The following is a 16,696-nucleotide window of genomic DNA, read 5'->3' as shown; positions in this document are numbered from 1 at the left end:
CACAACATGCTGCGCCAGCCCGGGTCCGCGCCTGAGCCACGGTTGTTTCCGGAGGTCCTTACACTCAAAGGTGTCGGGAAGCGCTTTCCAGGTGTCATTGCTCTCGATGGCATTGATCTGCGTCTGCACGCAGGTGAGGTGCATGCAATCTGCGGAGAAAACGGTGCCGGCAAGTCCACGCTGATGAAGATCATCAGCGGCCAGTACCGCGCGGATGAGGGTGTCGTGTTGTATCAGGGCAGACCGGTACAGTTTTCTTCAACGTCGGATGCACAGGCGGCGGGCATCGCGATCATTCACCAGGAACTGAACCTGGTGCCCCATCTGTCGGTCGCCGAGAACATCTATCTCGCGCGCGAACCCATGCGCGGACCATTCGTCGACTACCGCAGGCTGAATGCCAACGCACAGAAGTGCCTTCAGCGCATCGGGCTGAACGTGTCGCCGACCACGCTGGTCGGCGCGTTGTCGATCGCGCAACAGCAGATGGTAGAGATCGCGAAGGCACTGTCACTGGACGCGCGCGTGCTGATCATGGACGAGCCCACGTCCTCCCTGACGGAGTCGGAAACAGTTCAGCTGTTTCGCATCATCAAGGAACTGCGCGCCGACGGAGTCGCGATTCTTTATATCTCGCATCGACTCGACGAGATGGCGCAGATCGTGGATCGCGTCACGGTCTTGCGCGATGGCCGTCACATCGCAACCAGCGACTTTGCATCCACGACGGTCAATGAAATTGTGGCGCGAATGGTAGGACGTTCGCTCGACGACGCCTATCCGCCGCGCCAGTCAATTCCCACGGACGACACCCTGCTACGCGTGCAAGACCTGCAAAGGACAGGGACGTTCGGTCCGTTGTCCTTCGATCTGCGCAGGGGCGAAATCCTTGGCTTCGCCGGGTTGATGGGCGCAGGGCGCACGGAAGTGGCTCGCGCCATCTTCGGCGCGGAGCGGCCGGACGCCGGCACGATCATGCTCGGCGACACGCCTGTGTCAATCGGCTCGCCACGCGAGGCCATCCGTCACGGGATTGCGTACCTGTCCGAGGACCGCAAGAAAGACGGCCTGGCACTGTCGATGGCCGTCGCCGCGAACATCACCCTTGCCAACGTCCGGGGCGTTTCGTCGCGCGGCTTTCTGCGCTTCTCCGAAGAGACCTCGATCGCCGAGCGTTACGTGCGAGAACTCGGCATCCGTACCCCGAGCGTCAGGCAGATCGCGAGGAACCTGTCAGGAGGCAACCAGCAGAAGATCGTCATCAGCAAGTGGCTATACCGCGGCTCGCGCATTTTGTTCTTTGACGAACCGACGCGCGGTATCGACGTCGGCGCGAAATACGCGATCTATGGGCTGATGGACCGGCTCGCCGCGGACGGCGTTGGTGTCGTGCTCATCAGTTCCGAGTTGCCGGAACTGCTCGGTATGACCGATCGCATCGCCGTGTTCCACGAAGGACGCATTACCGCTGTCCTCAACACAAGACAGACCAGTCAGGAGGAAATTCTGCACCATGCATCAGGGAGAAGCCATGCTTGAAATCACATCCGGCCAGACGCAGGCCATCGAGCGGCATGCGCGGCAGCGCCGTCGTGACCTGATTCAGAAGTTCGCCGCACTCGGCAGCCTCGTGGCGTTGATCGTCGCGTTTTCACTGACGAGTGCCGCATTCTTCTCGGTCGGCAACCTCATGACGGTCGCGCTCCAGGTTACATCCATTGCGTATCTCGGCGTGGCGGCAACGTGCGTCATCATCACCGGCGGCATCGACCTGTCCGTAGGGTCCGTACTTGCGCTGGCCGGTGTCGCGGCTGCGCTGCTGGTCAAGGCCGGCGTGCCTGTTCCCGTCGCGATGCTGGGCGGCATGCTGGTCGGCGCCGCGTGCGGCTGGGTCAACGGCATCTGCGTCACGCGGATGGGGCTGCCTCCCTTCATCGCCACCTTGGGCATGATGCTGGTCGCCCGCGGTCTCGCTCTGCAGATCACAGGTGCAAGACCGGTTTCGGGACTCGGCGATGCGTTCGGCGAACTGGGCAACGGCGCCCTCTTCAAGATCTCCCATATCGGGGCGGATGGTTTTCCGGACACTGTCTTTCCTGGCATTCCCTATCCCGTCGTCATCATGATCGTGCTGTTTCTGGCCGTCTCTGTTCTGCTTTCGCGGACATCACTTGGCCGACACATCTATGCAGTGGGATCGAACGCAGAAGCTGCGCGGCTTTCCGGCGTCAATGTGCAGGGCGTCAAGCTTTTCACCTACGTGCTGTCCGGATTGCTTGCCGGCGCCACCGGCTGCGTGCTGATGTCGCGCCTTGTCACTGCCCAGCCGAACGAAGGTGTGATGTATGAGCTCGATGCCATCGCCAGCGCCGTGATCGGCGGCACCTCGTTGATGGGCGGCGTCGGCACGATCTCCGGCACGGCCATCGGCGCGTTCGTGATAGGCGTGCTGCGCAACGGTCTGAACATGAACGGCGTATCGAGCTTCATCCAGCAGATCATCATCGGTGTTGTCATTCTCGGCACCGTATGGATCGACCAACTCCGTAACCGGAAGATGTAGTCAGCAACGTCAAATCACAATCGAGGAGCGAGACATGAAAAAGTTGACCCTGATGGCTGCGGCCGCAACGATGTGCGCGGTGTTCAGCGCGCACGCACAGGCCGCGGGCGGCGAAATTGCCGTCATCGTCAAGACGGCGAATTCGAACTACTGGCAAAACGTGCAGAAAGGCGCCACCGCTGCGATGGCCAACGCGAAGGGGTACACGATGACGTTCCAGGGCCCCGCGGCGGAATCGGCCATTGCCGATGAAGTCAACATGGTCGAGAACGCAGTGAACCGGCACGTCGCTGGCATCGTCCTCGCGCCGTCCGATCCCGACGCCCTCGTTCCCGCCATGAAGAAGGCGTGGGAAGCGCATATTCCCGTGGTGCTGATCGACTCGACGGTGTCGGAGGCTGGCAAGCAGTACTACCAATCGTTCCTGTCGACCGACAACGTCAAGGCGGGCGAACTCTGCGCGAAGGCGATGATCGATCGCGTTGGACAGACAGGCAAGATAGCCGTCATGTCGTACGTGCCGGGTGCAGGATCCGAAGTCGGCCGCGTCGGCGGATTCCGCAAGTACATCGCCGAGCATTCGAAGCTGCAAGTAGTAGGTCCTTTCTATTCGCAGTCGCAGATGGCGAACGCACTGAACCAGACGACCGACGTGCTGTCGGCCAACCCGGATCTGAAAGGCATCTTCGGCGCGAACGAGCCGACGGCCGTCGGGATGGGGCGCGCGCTTCAGCAAGCAGGTAAAGGCGGAAACGTCATTGCGATCGGCTTTGACGGCAACCAGGACCTGCAGGGCTTCGTTCGCGACGGCACGATCCAGGCGATTGCCGTGCAGAGCTCCTACCAGATGGGCTACAAGGGCATCGAGACCGCCGTCAACGTGATCGAACGCAAGCCTGTGTCGAAGCAGGTCGATACGGGCGTGATGCTGGTCGAGAAACAGAACCTCGACTCGTCTGAAGCAAAGAACGTTCTCTACTGACGGACGGGCGCGGACGGGACGGTTCGAAGCCCGTCCGCCCGCCGATCAATCACCACATAACTCTCGATGAAAGCCAACGGAACGCGCGAGCTGCCAGCAAGCGGACTGGCGATGACCACACTTGGCCTCGGCTGTTCACAACTGGGCGGTCTTTACAGGCCGATGCAAACGGCAGACGCCAGCGCCCTGGTGGACTGGGCGTGGGACGCGGGCATTCGCTATTTCGACACGGCACCGTTCTACGGCTATACGCTGTCGGAGCGACGAGTCGGTCAATCACTGCAGATGCGCGAGCGCGAACATTACGTGCTGAGCACGAAAGTCGGGCGTCTCATGCGTCCCGACGACACGGTTCAGCCGGGCGACGATGGCTGGGCGCAACCGTTGCCCTTCCGGCCTCACTACGACTACACGTTCGACGGCATCATGCGCTCATACGAGGATAGCCAGCAACGTCTCGGCATGAAAAAGATCGACGTGCTGTATGTTCACGACATCGGCATCGCGACGCACGGCGATGCGCATGGACGTTATTGGCAGCAACTGACGCGAGGCGGCGGATTCCGGGCGCTCGCCGAGTTGCGCGAGTCGCGTGCCGTCTCCGCGATCGGACTCGGCGTCAACGAGTGGCAGGTCGCCGTCGATTCGATGCAGGAAGCCGATCTCAATCTCGTTCTGCTCGCGGGCCGCTACACGCTGCTTGAACAGGATGCGCTCACGCCCTTGCTGGACCGATGCGTCGGCGCGCAAACGCGGATTGTCGCTGCTGGCGTATTCAATTCGGGCGTGCTTGCGGGCAATGGCAAGTTCAATTATGGCGACGCTCCGCCCGATGTCGCGCAGAAAGTCGCGCGCCTCGCCGCCGTGTGCGCGCGCTTCGACGTTCCGCTTGCCGCTGCGGCGCTTCAGTTTCCGCTGGCGCATCCCGCCGTCGTCTCATGCGTGGTCGGTGCGCGCAGCATCGATCAGTTGAACAAGAACATCGAATGGCTCGAAACGCCCATTCCGGACCAGCTCTGGCAAGCGTTGCAGCGCGACGGCTTGCTCGCCGAATCGGCGCCCGTACCGGAGGTCTGCGCGTGACGTTCCGGATCGATGCGCACCAGCACTTCTGGCAGATCGCGCAACGCAGAGGCGCCTGGCCGCCGCCAACGCTCGACGCCATCTACCAGGATTTCGGACCCGAGGACCTTGCTCCTTTGCTCGCGCAGTTCAACGTGCAGGGATCCGTGCTCGTCCAGTCCCTGCCCACGCATGAAGACATCGAGTATCTGCTCGATCTTGCGTCGCAAAATCACTTCGTCCGCGCAGTCGTGGGGTGGGTGGATCTGAAGTCGCCGGACGCGCCGCCAAGGTTGGCCTCGCTCGCCCGGCATCCGAAGCTTCGAGGCATTCGGCCCATGCTGCAAGACCTTGCCGACGACAACTGGATCGCCGGTCCGATGCTCGAGCCTGCGATCGAAGCGATGCTCGCGCATGACCTCAGTTTCGACGCGCTCGTCAAGCCTCGTCATCTACAGGCGCTGCTCGGTGCGAACAGTGCTGCGACCGTTTTCCTGGTCCCGAAGCACACCCCCCGTCTTCGGCAGCAATGCATTCCATTTCTACAGAATCGATCGGCCATCCGGCCATCGAGTCGCTCAATCCTAAGGACGTCACAATGCTCAGCGTCATCTGCGAATCGCCCGGCGTTCTGCGCCACGAAGACCGCGAACCGCCTCACCGCGTAGACGGCGAGGTACTGCTGCGCGTCAGTCGCGTCGGTATCTGCGGCACCGACATGCATATCTATACGGGGAACCAGCCGTATCTCGAGTATCCGCGCGTGATGGGACACGAGCTGTCCGCCATCGTCGCTGAGGCGGAGACCGGCGCGCACGTTGCGCCCGGCGACGCCGTCTACGTGATGCCCTATCTGTCCTGCGGGACATGCGTTGCGTGCAGACAGGGAAAAACGAATTGCTGCATCAATATCAAGGTATTGGGCGTGCATCGCGATGGCGCGTTGGCGGAGTATCTATCGGTGCCCGCGCAGTTCGTTCACAAGGCGGACGGCGTTACGCTCGATCAGGCGGCGATGCTTGAATTCCTCGCGATCGGCGCACACGCGGTTCGCCGTGCCGACGTATCGGCCGGCCAGCGGGCGCTCGTCGTGGGCGCGGGGCCCATCGGCATGGCCGCCATGCTGTTCGCAAAACTGCGCGGCGCAGTCGTTACCTGCCTGGACACCCGCGCAGACCGTCTGGCGTTCTGCCGTGAGCACATTGGCGTTTCCACCGTTTCCATCGGGCCCGTTGACGCTGACGAACTTTCGGCGCTCACGGCCGGCGAGTTCTTCGACGTCGTGTTCGACGCGACTGGGAACATCAAGGCGATGAACCGGGGCTTCGAGTTCATTGCGCACGGCGGCAAATATGTGCTTATCTCGATCGTGCCGGGCGAGGTCACGTTCTCCGACCCGGAGTTTCACAAGCGCGAAGCGACGCTGCTCGGCAGTCGCAATGCTACTGCGGAAGACTTCGAGACAGTGCTGGACGCGATGCGCGCGGGCCTCATCCCGGACAAGGCGCTGAACACTCACCGGATGAGCCTCGCAGACGTGCCAACCGAGTTTCCAAAACTGATGGAGCCGGGACAGACCGTCGTCAAGGCTTTGGTCGAGTGCTAAACGAAACGGCAGGATCGTTCGAATGAGTCAACCCATTCTTCAGTTCGGCACCAGCCGCTTCCTGCAGGCACATGTCGCCCTGTTCGTCTCGCAGGCGCTCGAGCGCGGTGATGCGCTCGGCGGCATCACCGTCGTGCAAACCACCGACAATCCGTCGAGTTATGCGCGTATCGCGGCATTGAACACAGGGAACAGCTATCCCGTGAAGATCCGCGGCTGGCAGAAGGGCGCGATCGTGGACACGGTGATTCAATGCCGCGCCGTGCGCGCAGCGTGGATCGCTGCTCGCGACTGGGCGCTGATCCGCCATACCGCGATTCATGATGTACGCGTCATCGTGTCGAATACGGGCGACGCGGGCTACCGCCTCGATGAGCGCGACTCGGCCGCACTGCTCTCGCCAGACGCACAGGTACCGCGCAGCTTCCCGGCCAAGCTGCTTGTGCTCCTTCACGCACGATGGCGCGAACGGCCCGACTGTGGCGTATCGGTCTTTCCCTGTGAGCTGATCGCGAGCAACGGCGACACGCTGTGCGATAGCGTGCTGGGTCTTGCCAAACGCTGGCAGCAGCCGGCGGCATTCATCGAATACCTGTCGCAGCGATGCGTGTGGGTCAATTCGCTCGTCGACCGAATCGTTTCAGAACCGATCGAACCCGTGGGCGCCGTGGCCGAACCCTATGCGCTGTGGGCGATCGAGCGACGCGCAGGCATGGAACTGCCGTGTACGCACGAAGACATCGTCGTCACTGACGATCTGCGTACCTACGAGCAGCTCAAGCTGTTCTTTCTGAATCTTGGGCATACCTGGCTAGCCGATCAGTGGCTTGCCCAAAGCCGAAGCCCGAGCGAAACGGTCGCCGATGCAATGAACGATGCCGCGCTACGCGAGAGCATCGAGGCTGTGTGGGAGAAAGAAGTGATGCCTGTCTTCACTGCGATGGGTTTGCGCGCCCGCGCTGAAGAGTACGTCGCGAGCGTACGGGAACGGTTGCTCAATCCGCATCTGGATCACCGCATCGCTGACATCGCAAACAACCATGTAGAGAAGGTGCGGCGGCGAATCGTGCCGCTCATGGATCTGGCGGATTCGCTATCGATTGCGCCCCGTCAGACGCGTCTTCGTGAACTGCTTACGCGGCATGGAATGGCACCTTCGATAAAAGAGGCGGACGCATCATGAAAGACCAGACCGTCATCATTCTTCACAGCGACGACAACGTAGCCGTGGTGCTGCGGGCAATCGAGGCCGGCACGTCAATTGAGGCCGGCGGGCAATCGGTTCTAGCCAGAAGTGCAATTCCGGCTGGCCACAAGCTGGCTATCCGGCACATTCCGCGTGGCAGCGCAGTGACGAAGTACCGGCAGACCATCGGTGTCGCGCTGAGTGATATTGAGCCAGGTGAGCACGTGCACGTTCACAACGTCGGCATGCCCGAGCATCACCCCCATTGCTCGGTGCACGACGATGCTCTACCCGTCCCCACGGCTGCTGCGCAGTCGGAGACTTTCCACGGCTTTCTGCGCTCGGACGGACAGGTCGGAACCCGCAATTATGTCGGGGTCGTTGCCAGCGTCAATTGTTCGGCGAGCGTCTGTCACGCGATCGCGGACGCTTTCAGAGGCGACGCCATGGCCCCGTTTGAGGCGGTCGATGGGGTCGTTGCCATTACCCATCAAAGCGGTTGCGGAATGTCTGCCGCGGGTGACGGCATGACATTGCTTCGCCGCACCCTTACCGGCTACGCCCACAATCCCAATTTCGCAGGTGTATTGGTGGTGGGGCTCGGCTGTGAAGTCAATCAGGTCAGCGGCATCATGAATTCGCTTGGCGCTGACCGCCCCGCTCTTGTCCAAAGCCTGGTCATACAGGACGAGGGCGGCGTACGGGAGACGGTGGCGCGCGGAATAGCGATCGTCCGGGAGATGTTGTCCGCGGCCAACCGTTTGACGCGTACAGCGGTTCCCGCCGCGCGGCTGAAGGTGGGGCTTCAATGCGGCGGCTCGGATGGGTATTCGGGGATCACAGCGAATCCCGCGCTCGGCGCAGCTGTCGATCTGCTCGTACGCAGCGGCGGCACGGCGATTCTTTCTGAAACGCCCGAGATCTACGGCGCAGAGCACCTGCTCACACAACGGGCCACGTCAGCCGACCTCGCGCAACGACTGCTCGACAAACTGCGTTGGTGGCAGCGATATGCCTCTGAATCAGGCGGTGATATGAACAACAACCCCTCACCGGGCAACAAGGCGGGTGGCATTACCACCATCCTCGAGAAATCGCTAGGGGCAGTGTCGAAGGGTGGAACCACCGCGCTCGCCGCTGTCTATGACTATGCTGAACGCGTCTCAATGTCCGGCCTGGTGTTCATGGACACGCCCGGCTATGACCCGGTGTCAGCGACTGGTCAGATTGCGGGCGGTGCCAATCTGGTTTGCTTTACGACCGGGCGAGGTTCGGTGTTCGGCTCCAAGCCGGTGCCGACCATCAAGCTCGCGACAACCACCGGACTGTTCGAGCGAATGCGCGCGGATATGGATTTCAACTGCGGTCGGATTGTGGACGAGTCGCTCACGGTGGAGCAAGCGGGTACTCAGCTCTTCCGACTGATGCTGGACGTCGCGTCCGGCAGGAAGACCCAGAGCGAGCGGAATGGAATCGGCGACCGTGAGTTTGTGCCCTGGATGCGCGGCGCAATCATGTAAGGCTCCTCCGTGTATCGCGCAAACATTCGCTTGACGATAACTGCTGGCACTTGCGGATACGTCTTCCTTACACAGTACTCGTTTCTTCTTGGACAAATTCACTATGCGTCACTGTTTCGCGCTTGATCTGAAAGACGACCACGCATTGATCACCCGCTACGAGGAGTATCACTGCAAAGTTTGGCCAGAAGTGCTGCAGCATCTACGTGAGCATGGCGTCGTGGATATGAAGATTTTCAGGCTGGGCACGCGCTTAACGATGGTAATGGACACCGATGATTCTGTGTTCGATGCAGAAGCGATGTCGGGGGCGGCTGAAACAAATCCGGTTATCCGGGCTTGGGAAGACTTGATGTGGCGCTTCCAAGCTGCGACTCCCTGGACGCCGGCGGGCCAGAAATGGGTTGCGATGAAGGAGATATTCGACCTGCGACACGCATGAAAAACATCGCGACGTGCCAATTGCCCAGTTGCTTTGCGTTTCTTCCGCGGTTACTGACGCATTGAGGGCTGCTATCCAACCACCTTGTGGGCGCCTTTCCAGTAAAGGACGCTTGGCCGGCAACGCGCGCTGCAGGCGAAAGGTCCGCTTGGAAGCGGTTCTCGGACCAGTTCTGACGGCGGCGCGGAGTTTTTCGAGTGGCCGACCATGACCAACTTGGAAAATTTAACAAAAAGAAAGCAGGTCATGAATTCGCAAGAGGCCGACAAACACTTTGTTTGACAGTACGGGCAGCACGGACAGCTTTTGGACTTCGTTCTCCATCCTGCGAAGCGCATTAACTGCAAGTTCATCTCCGTCGATCGTGTGGGGACGGCTTGTCATGATTGACGAGGCTTGCATCGAGGCAAACGGCAACCGGTGCGAAAGATATGACTCTTGCGTCACTCGCGTCACGGGCTGATTGGCGGAACGAACCCTTCCTACGTCGATTCCGCAAGGCGACCGGCTTGACGGCCATCGACTACTGCCAAAGACTGCGTGTTGGAAAAGCGCGCGAGTTGCTGCAGTTCACGTGCACGCCCAGCAGTGTCCATTGGCGAAGTCGACATAAATGGTGGCGATCCCGACATATCGCATCAGTCACCATCCCTCACAAAACCGACGGGCCGGCTGCCACCGTATGGTGGGCCGGGAGACGGGAACGCCCCACGCGCATGCCAGATTGCTCTGGCAAGAGATCAAAGGGGCGTTCCGCAGGCAGCAACCGGAAATCGGCTCTTATAGATTACGCAACGTTCCTGGAATCTCAGGCTTTGAAGTGGTACGCCTTTCCCATGCGCAAGGAGGAACGGTGCCTGGTTCGTTATCGCGGTGCACTCGTCGAGGCCCGCAATGCTGGCCTGATCAGCCCGTCGACCGCTACCATGCGGATGCGCCAGGTTGTTCATTTCTATCGTTGGGTTCAGGCACGCGGTCTGTTTTCTCCTGCATCGCCGCTCTGGTGCGACAGGATTGTCTACATCAGCTATTTCGACTCCGTTGGTTTTGAAGGACCCTTGCGAGGCTTACGACCGACCTTGCGATACCCAATCGCACGCGGCCGAGAGAACGGCTTGAGGACGGTCTGCTGCCGGTCTCGGCCGCAGACCGGGATGCGATTCTCGATTTCGCCCACGAACACGCCAGCCCGGAGCTGTTTCGCATTCTCTCGCTGGGTTTCTTTGCCGGGATGCGCCTGGGACGATCTGCGACCTCAAGCTCGAGACGCTTGAGCATGCCGTTGCAGTCAGCGAATATATCGAAATGTTCTATAACCGGCAGCAGCGCACGCAGGAACGTCTGGACTACCTGTCGCCCGCCGCATTTACGCAGCGATTCTATCGGGATCGAAACGCTGCTCGACCTGTTGGCATCCACCAATTCCGACCGACCTCACTCGGCCATCGGTCGGAATCCAAGCGCCTGATATGCGAGGACCTGATGATCAATGAGTGTGCTGGCACGCGTTTCATGCAGTGTCCGCAGCGTACCGAGGTCGGGCGGATCGAGGTCGGGCGGATCGAGGTCCAGTTGCGCGCCAAGGTGCTTCCAGAGCACACTTTGGGAACTTGCCTGTAGGCGTCAAGCGTACGGCCGCTCATCCGGATAAAGCCCATGTGGAGCGCGATGGCAAGCCGGTATAGTTCGCCACGACGCGCCTCGATTAGCGCGCGTTCCTTCGCCGAGAACGTGAAGAACGTGGCAAGATCAAAGTCGGTGAGGTCGCGAGGGATTTGCCGGATGCCAAGATAAGTGACTTGCCAGTGTTCCATCGTGCTCGCCTTGAAGCGAATGACGGACCACGAGCATGGCGATAACGAATGACGGGGCGACGCGACTGCCTGCGCAAAATTGAGGAGGCCGGGGACCGAAGGCACGCGAACCCGCATCGCACCTACAGCGCGCTACCGTCGCAAAATGCATTCGAATCAAGGGAGCACCTTATCGGCAAGCACTGGCTGCCGCCGCTGAAGCGCGCGCCCGACACTATAGCTAGTCCGTACAGGATCTCTCGTAGTTCTACTGACACTTTTGGCGGTGAAGCGGATCGCAACCTGCGTCCCGGTTCACTGCCCTCCTTCCTCTACGGACAGGCGGCTCACGTCTCTCTCGAGTAAAAGCGCGCGAGGAACGAGCCAGACGTTTCAGGACTGCAACATTTTTGGCGCGGGAAATTCACGCCGCACTGCATCACACGCCGACACTTTGAGGCCCGACGGCACGGGGCTCCCGACGTGCTGCTCCGGGCATTTGTCGGCTAGAGCAGGTTTCAGTTGTGAAACAAAATCGTCTGCTTTTTCCGTCGGCACGCGAGTCTCAAGATGTACGTTGCGCGCCGCGACGCGCCGGTGCACGCATGGCGCGGTAATTGCTATCAGCCCTTCCCAAGAACAGTAGCTGAACACGCGGCTACAAGAACGACCATAAACAAAAACGGGGTTCAACATGCACAGGGCCGGGGACTTCCCGACAGGAATTCCAGCATCGTCGCGATTGCTGGAACGAGCAGACCACGTACGTGCCGGCGTGCTGTAGATGCATTCCGCCACGACAGGAACCACGGCCGGGTCGCCGGGACAACGCGCTGCCCGAGAATGGGACGTTCGTCCAGCGACCGGCATCGAAGACGATCCTTTGCTGGGTTGCCTGCTCGTCCTGGCACGGCTCTTCGACAGGCCAACGCAAGCCGACACGCTCATTGCCGGGCTGCCGCTAAACGGCCAGCATCTGACGCCCGACCTCTTTGTTCGAGCCGCCGCTCGCGTGGGAATTTCGGCGAGACTTGCGAAGCGCTCTCTGGAGAGCATCTCCGATCTCGTTCTGCCCGCCGTTCTGCTGCTCGACAACAGGCAGGCATGCGTGCTCGTGCGCAGAACCGCGGACGGCAGCCTGCGCGTCATCCTGCCTGAGACAGGCACCGGCGAACAGGAGATCAGCGCAGAAGTTCTGCAGCAACGCTATGCGGGCCACGTGCTGTTTGCACGACCCGCGCACCGGTTCGACGAGCGCAGCGACGAGAGCGCCGTGCCTCGCGTCCGCCACTGGTTCTGGGGCGTGGTCGCAACGGCTTGGCCCATCTACGGCGAAGTGATGCTCGCATCGCTACTCGTCAACATGTTCGCGCTGGCGATGCCGCTCTTCACCATGAACGTCTATGACCGGGTGGTGCCGAACCACACGTTCGAATCACTATGGGCACTGGCGGCGGGCATCATCCTCGTGATCGTGTTCGATCTGCTGATGCGAACGTTGCGCGGTTACTTCATTGACATCGCCGGCAAGAAGATCGACGTGATCCTCTCCGCCAACATGTTCGAGAAGGTGCTGGGCATTCAGATGTCTGCGCGTCCGCCGTCGGTCGGCGGGTTTGCTTCGGGCATTCAGGAATTCGAGGCGGTAAGGGAGTTCCTCACCTCCGCGACGGCTGTCGCCGTGATCGATGTTCCGTTTTCGGTCGTGTTTTTGCTGGCGATGTTCTGGGTGGGCGGCGCACTCGCATGGCTGCCGGTTGTCGCGCTGCCGCTCGTGGTCGGCGTCGGTATCGCCGTGCAGGGCCCGCTTGCGAGAGCCGTCGAATCCACGCAGCGCCACGCAGCGCAGCGGCAGTCGCTCCTCATTGAAACGCTGGTGGGCCTCGAGGCAATCAAGATCACGGGCGCCGAAGGCCCGATGCAAACGAGGTGGGAGCAGTCGATCGGCGAACTCGCGAGGCTCGGCCTGCGCTCACGCTTTCTTTCCGGATGCGCGGTCAACTTTGCCAGCTTTGCGCAGCAGATCGCCTATCTCGCCGTCGTTTTCTGCGGCGTCTACATGATCGCCGACGGCAAGCTGACGACGGGCGGCCTGATCGCCTGCACGACCTTCGCGGGCCGCGCACTGTCTCCGATGGGCCAGGTCGCGACGCTCCTTACCCGCTACCACCAGTCGCGCAGCGCGCTCGCGTCGATCGGTCAGTTGATGAACCTGCCCGGCGAGCGCCCGGCCGACAAGCGCTTCGTGCATCGTCCGACGCTGCGTGGCGACATCGAATTCAGGAACGTCAGCTTCGCCTACCCTCGCCAAAGCGGCGCGGCGCTCGATGGCGTTTCGTTCCGCATCGCCGCCGGAGAGCGCGTGGCCATAATCGGACGCGTTGGTTCCGGCAAGACGACTATCGAAAAGCTCATCCTGGGCCTCTATCCGCCGACTTCGGGCAACGTGCTGATCGACGGCGTCGAACTGCGTCAATGGGACCCTGCCGCCCTTCGGCGCGGGATTGGACACGTGCCGCAGGACGTCATGCTCTTCAGCGGCAGCGTCAAGGACAACATCATGCTCGGCGCGCCCGGCGCGGACGATGCCGCCGTGCTGCGCGCCGCGCAGATTGCAGGCGTGACGGATTTCGTCAACCGCTTGCCGAACGGCTTCGATCTGCCTGTGGGCGAACGCGGGGAAGCGTTGTCGGGAGGCCAGCGGCAGGCCATCGCCATCGCGCGCGCGGAACTGCTGGCGCCACCCGTGCTGGTGCTCGACGAGCCAAGCAGCGCAATGGACAACCGCTCCGAAGAGATGTTCAAGGCCAGACTGGCTGCCGAACTGGAAAGCCGCACGCTGATCGTCATCACGCATCGCGCATCGCTGCTTTCGCTGGTCAACCGTGTGATCGTGATGGATCAGGGCCGGGTCGTCGCTGATGGCCCCAAGGACCAGGTCCTCGCCGCTCTTGCAGGGAGGACGCTCCATGTCGCTGCTGGCTGAGTCCAACGCCGATTCATTACGGCGGGGCCGCGTCATGCTCGCCAGGCTAGCCCGCCAGACCGTCGCGGCGCTGCGGCCGCGTGCGGACGACACCGCGTTCATGCGGGAGACCAGCGCAGCCGTGATGGAGGGGCCGCGGTACTTCACTCACTGGATTCTCTGGTCGACGCTGGCTTTCTTCATTACCGCGCTGACGTGGGCGGCGCTGGCGCAGATAGACGAAGTCACCGTCGGAGAGGGAAAGGTCATTCCGACCAGCCGCGTGCAGGTGGTGCAGAACCTGGAGGGCGGCATCGTATCGGAGATCATGGTGCACGTCGGACAGACCGTGCAGAAGGACCAGCCGCTGATGCGCATCGACGACACGCGTTTCACCTCGTCGTACAAGGAAGGACAGGCAAAGGACTCCGCACTGATTGCGAGGATCGCGCGCCTCACCGCCGAGGCAAACGACACGCCGTTCGTCGCGCCCGCCCGGTTAGAAGCGACGAACCCGGCCCTGCTGAATGAAGAACGATCGCTCTTCGAGTCGCGACAGCGCGAGTTGCACACGAACCTCGCGGTGCTCAGGCAGCAGGCCGAGCAGCACCGGCAGGAGCTGTCCGAGAAACGCGCACGGGAAGCTCAACTGCAGCACAGCTACAGCCTTGTCGCGAAGGAGCTCGAGATGACGAGCCCGCTCGTGCAGAAGGGCGCGGTATCCGACGTCGAAGTGCTCCGGCTCGAGCGCGAAGCCAACGACATGAAAGGCGATCTCAACGCAACGCGGCTCGCGATGCCGCGCCTGGAAGCCGCCTATAGCGAGGCTCGTCAGAAGATGGATGAGCTGACCGCACACTTTCGCGCCGAAGCGATGAAGGACCTGAACGACGCGCGCGCCGAACAGGCCGCCTTGAGCGCAGCCAATGTAGCGCTGGAAGATCGCGTTACGCGCACGCTGGTGAGGGCTCCCGTGAAGGGCATGATCAAGCAGATCAAGATCAATACGGTCGGAGGCGTGATTCAGCCGGGCATGGATCTGCTGGAGATCGTGCCTCTCGACGAGACGCTGCTGATCGAGGCACGCGTGCGCCCATCGGACATCGCGTTCCTGCATCCGGGGCAGGATGCCATGGTCAAGCTATCCGCGTATGACTTCTCCATCTACGGCGGCTTTCCCGCGACCGTCGAAGACATCAGCGCTGACACGCTGTTGCCCGAACATCCCGCCGAGAAACCTGACAGCTACTACCGGGTTCTGGTCCGCACGAATACGAACAAGCCGGACGGACAGAGCCAGCCAGTGCGGATCGTGCCGGGCATGATCGCTACCGTCGACATCAAGACAGGGCGCAGATCAGTACTGCATTACCTGCTCAAGCCCGTGACCAAGACGAAGGAAGCGGCGCTGCGCGAGCATTGAAGAGACATGACCGGCCGCTTGCGGCGGGCGTTGGCTTCATCATCGCTCGAAGGTACGGCCATCGAGTTTGCAAATCCGCAGTGTCTGCCGCGACGACAGGCACGGCGGGATGTATTTCAGTTGACACATATCGACAATAACGGGGAGCAACATGGCGACGATCTCGAACGGAACCGCGGTTTCCATCAGCAATACGCCGCAGGCGAACAACGATCTTTTTACATCGGCGCAGACGGGACTGAGCGGCAGTGCGCTCAGCGTTGTCTATCTGAACGTCATGGCCAACGACCAGGGCGGCGCGGCAAAGACACTCTACTCGCTCGACTCGGGAACGGAAGCCACGGTATCGCTCGAGCAGAAGGCCCTGCTGACTCAGGATACGGCGCGAGCTGAAGCCGTAAGCGCGGACTACAGCGCACACGGCGCGCACATCTGGATCACGGCGGACGGCAAGGTCGGATACGACGCGAGCCATCTGGATGCGTCGTGGCTCTCGCAGAGTTTCAGTACCGCCGGCTGCGCGCAGGACAGCTTCACTTATGCAATCCGGCTCGGCAACGGGACGCTGAGCTGGGCGACCGCGTATGTCGATATCGCGCCGCCGCCGCCCTCGGTCACGCTTGCGCATGACATGGGGGCTTCGAATACGGACGGCATCTCGTGCGACGGCACGCTGGCTGTCAGCGGAATTGCGCATGGCGCGAACGTCGAGTACAGCGTTGACAACGGGGCGCACTGGAGCAGCAGCTTCAGCGCAGTCGAGGGGCTGAATACTGTGCAGGTCCGGCAAACGGACGTTGCGGGCAATACCTCGGCCGCGTGCTCGTTAAGCTTCACGCTCGACACGTCAGCTGCGGCTGCACCAGCCGTCGCGCTCACGTCCGACTCGGGCCGCAACGCCAGCGATCACATCACCAATACCGGCACGCTGAACGTCACGGGCATCGAGGCCGGTGCCACGGTCCAGTATTCGGTTGATGGGGGGCATACCTGGAGCGGAAGTTTCAGCGCTACCGAAGGGATGAATACCGTGCAGGTCCGCCAGACCGATGTCGCCGGCAATGTCTCCGGCGCGAGCGGCTTCAGCTTCACGCTCGACACGTCGGCGGCGGCACCGGGCGTTGCGCTCGTGACCGATTCGGGCAGCAGCACCA

12 protein-coding genes and 3 pseudogenes are annotated in these 16,696 nt (G+C 61.6%); 13 read left to right on the top strand and 2 right to left on the bottom strand.

From position 1 onward, the window contains the following. The first annotated feature begins 6 nt into the window (after positions 1–6). From J8I87_RS23360 to J8I87_RS23320, 9 genes and pseudogenes are all read left to right on the top strand, one after another. Positions 7–1,539, top strand: coding sequence for a sugar ABC transporter ATP-binding protein (locus tag J8I87_RS23360; RefSeq protein WP_209934417.1), 1,533 nt, complete (start codon positions 7–9; stop codon positions 1,537–1,539). Beyond that, positions 1,532–2,563: an ABC transporter permease gene (locus J8I87_RS23355; RefSeq protein WP_209934326.1), complete on the top strand. Its 1,032-nt coding sequence runs from the start codon at positions 1,532–1,534 to the stop codon at positions 2,561–2,563. The genes J8I87_RS23360 and J8I87_RS23355 overlap by 8 nt, the downstream gene beginning before the upstream one ends. Positions 2,564–2,597: 34 nt before the next feature. Beyond that, positions 2,598–3,545, top strand: a complete 948-nt coding sequence (locus J8I87_RS23350; protein ID WP_209934324.1) for an ABC transporter substrate-binding protein — start codon at positions 2,598–2,600, stop codon at positions 3,543–3,545. Positions 3,546–3,611: 66 nt separating this feature from the next. Next, positions 3,612–4,628, top strand: coding sequence for an aldo/keto reductase (locus tag J8I87_RS23345; protein ID WP_209934323.1), 1,017 nt, complete (start codon positions 3,612–3,614; stop codon positions 4,626–4,628). Continuing rightward, positions 4,625–5,074: pseudogene (locus tag J8I87_RS23340) on the top strand (amidohydrolase family protein); the annotation flags it as partial. The gene J8I87_RS23345 and the pseudogene J8I87_RS23340, both read left to right, overlap by 4 nt. 131 nt (positions 5,075–5,205) lie before the next feature. Continuing rightward, positions 5,206–6,213, top strand: coding sequence for a zinc-binding alcohol dehydrogenase family protein (locus tag J8I87_RS23335; RefSeq protein ID WP_209934321.1), 1,008 nt, complete (start codon positions 5,206–5,208; stop codon positions 6,211–6,213). Positions 6,214–6,235: 22 nt separating this feature from the next. Next, complete coding sequence (locus J8I87_RS23330; RefSeq protein WP_209934320.1) at positions 6,236–7,396, top strand: mannitol dehydrogenase family protein; 1,161 nt, start codon at positions 6,236–6,238, stop codon at positions 7,394–7,396. After that, positions 7,393–8,919, top strand: coding sequence for a UxaA family hydrolase (locus tag J8I87_RS23325; protein WP_209934319.1), 1,527 nt, complete (start codon positions 7,393–7,395; stop codon positions 8,917–8,919). Before J8I87_RS23330 ends, J8I87_RS23325 begins: the two co-directional genes overlap by 4 nt. Before the next feature lie 103 nt (positions 8,920–9,022). Further along, positions 9,023–9,361, top strand: coding sequence for an L-rhamnose mutarotase (locus J8I87_RS23320; protein WP_209934416.1), 339 nt, complete (start codon positions 9,023–9,025; stop codon positions 9,359–9,361). Between the two features lie 225 nt (positions 9,362–9,586). Here the strand turns inward: J8I87_RS23320 and J8I87_RS46365 are convergent, their stop codons facing one another. Continuing rightward, positions 9,587–9,745, bottom strand: a complete 159-nt coding sequence (locus J8I87_RS46365; RefSeq protein WP_209934317.1) for a CBS domain-containing protein — start codon at positions 9,743–9,745, stop codon at positions 9,587–9,589. Between the two features lie 882 nt (positions 9,746–10,627). On the opposite strand from J8I87_RS46365, the pseudogene J8I87_RS44860 reads away from it, so the two are divergent. Continuing rightward, positions 10,628–10,762: pseudogene (locus J8I87_RS44860) on the top strand (IS3 family transposase); the annotation flags it as partial. 36 nt (positions 10,763–10,798) lie between these two features. Here J8I87_RS44860 and J8I87_RS23310 read toward each other — a convergent pair. Further along, positions 10,799–11,175: pseudogene (locus J8I87_RS23310) on the bottom strand (DUF4158 domain-containing protein); the annotation flags it as partial. Between the two features lie 763 nt (positions 11,176–11,938). On the opposite strand from J8I87_RS23310, the gene J8I87_RS23305 reads away from it, so the two are divergent. From J8I87_RS23305 to J8I87_RS23295, 3 genes are all read left to right on the top strand, one after another. After that, entirely contained in the window at positions 11,939–14,140 is a 2,202-nt protein-coding gene (locus J8I87_RS23305; RefSeq protein ID WP_209934315.1) for a type I secretion system permease/ATPase, read from the top strand. Further along, the gene (locus tag J8I87_RS23300) at positions 14,124–15,542 is read left to right on the top strand and encodes an HlyD family type I secretion periplasmic adaptor subunit (RefSeq protein WP_209934313.1); all 1,419 of its coding nucleotides are present in this window, start codon (positions 14,124–14,126) and stop codon (positions 15,540–15,542) included. The genes J8I87_RS23305 and J8I87_RS23300 overlap by 17 nt, the downstream gene beginning before the upstream one ends. A gap of 151 nt (positions 15,543–15,693) precedes the next feature. Continuing rightward, on the top strand, positions 15,694–16,696 hold a 1,003-nt coding region (locus tag J8I87_RS23295; protein ID WP_209934312.1), incomplete at its 3' end, for an Ig-like domain-containing protein.

Source organism: Paraburkholderia sp. LEh10 (genome assembly GCF_017814945.1).
In the GTDB taxonomy this organism is placed as follows: Bacteria; Pseudomonadota; Gammaproteobacteria; order Burkholderiales; family Burkholderiaceae; genus Paraburkholderia.
The sequence above is the reverse complement of the archived record's forward strand: the minus strand, read 5'-3'. Positions and strand labels throughout refer to the sequence as shown.

Excerpts from the sequence above, each read along its gene's own strand:
- J8I87_RS23360 (WP_209934417.1), top strand. The coding sequence starts at position 7 with ATGCTGCGCCAGCCCGGGTCCGCGCCTGAGCCACGGTTGTTTCCGGAG.
- J8I87_RS23355 (WP_209934326.1), top strand. The coding sequence starts at position 1,532 with ATGCTTGAAATCACATCCGGCCAGACGCAGGCCATCGAGCGGCATGCG.
- J8I87_RS23350 (WP_209934324.1), top strand. The coding sequence starts at position 2,598 with ATGAAAAAGTTGACCCTGATGGCTGCGGCCGCAACGATGTGCGCGGTG.
- J8I87_RS23345 (WP_209934323.1), top strand. The coding sequence starts at position 3,612 with ATGAAAGCCAACGGAACGCGCGAGCTGCCAGCAAGCGGACTGGCGATG.
- J8I87_RS23335 (WP_209934321.1), top strand. The coding sequence starts at position 5,206 with ATGCTCAGCGTCATCTGCGAATCGCCCGGCGTTCTGCGCCACGAAGAC.
- J8I87_RS23330 (WP_209934320.1), top strand. The coding sequence starts at position 6,236 with ATGAGTCAACCCATTCTTCAGTTCGGCACCAGCCGCTTCCTGCAGGCA.
- J8I87_RS23325 (WP_209934319.1), top strand. The coding sequence starts at position 7,393 with ATGAAAGACCAGACCGTCATCATTCTTCACAGCGACGACAACGTAGCC.
- J8I87_RS23320 (WP_209934416.1), top strand. The coding sequence starts at position 9,023 with ATGCGTCACTGTTTCGCGCTTGATCTGAAAGACGACCACGCATTGATC.
- J8I87_RS46365 (WP_209934317.1), bottom strand. The coding sequence starts at position 9,745 with ATGACAAGCCGTCCCCACACGATCGACGGAGATGAACTTGCAGTTAAT.
- J8I87_RS23305 (WP_209934315.1), top strand. The coding sequence starts at position 11,939 with ATGCATTCCGCCACGACAGGAACCACGGCCGGGTCGCCGGGACAACGC.
- J8I87_RS23300 (WP_209934313.1), top strand. The coding sequence starts at position 14,124 with ATGTCGCTGCTGGCTGAGTCCAACGCCGATTCATTACGGCGGGGCCGC.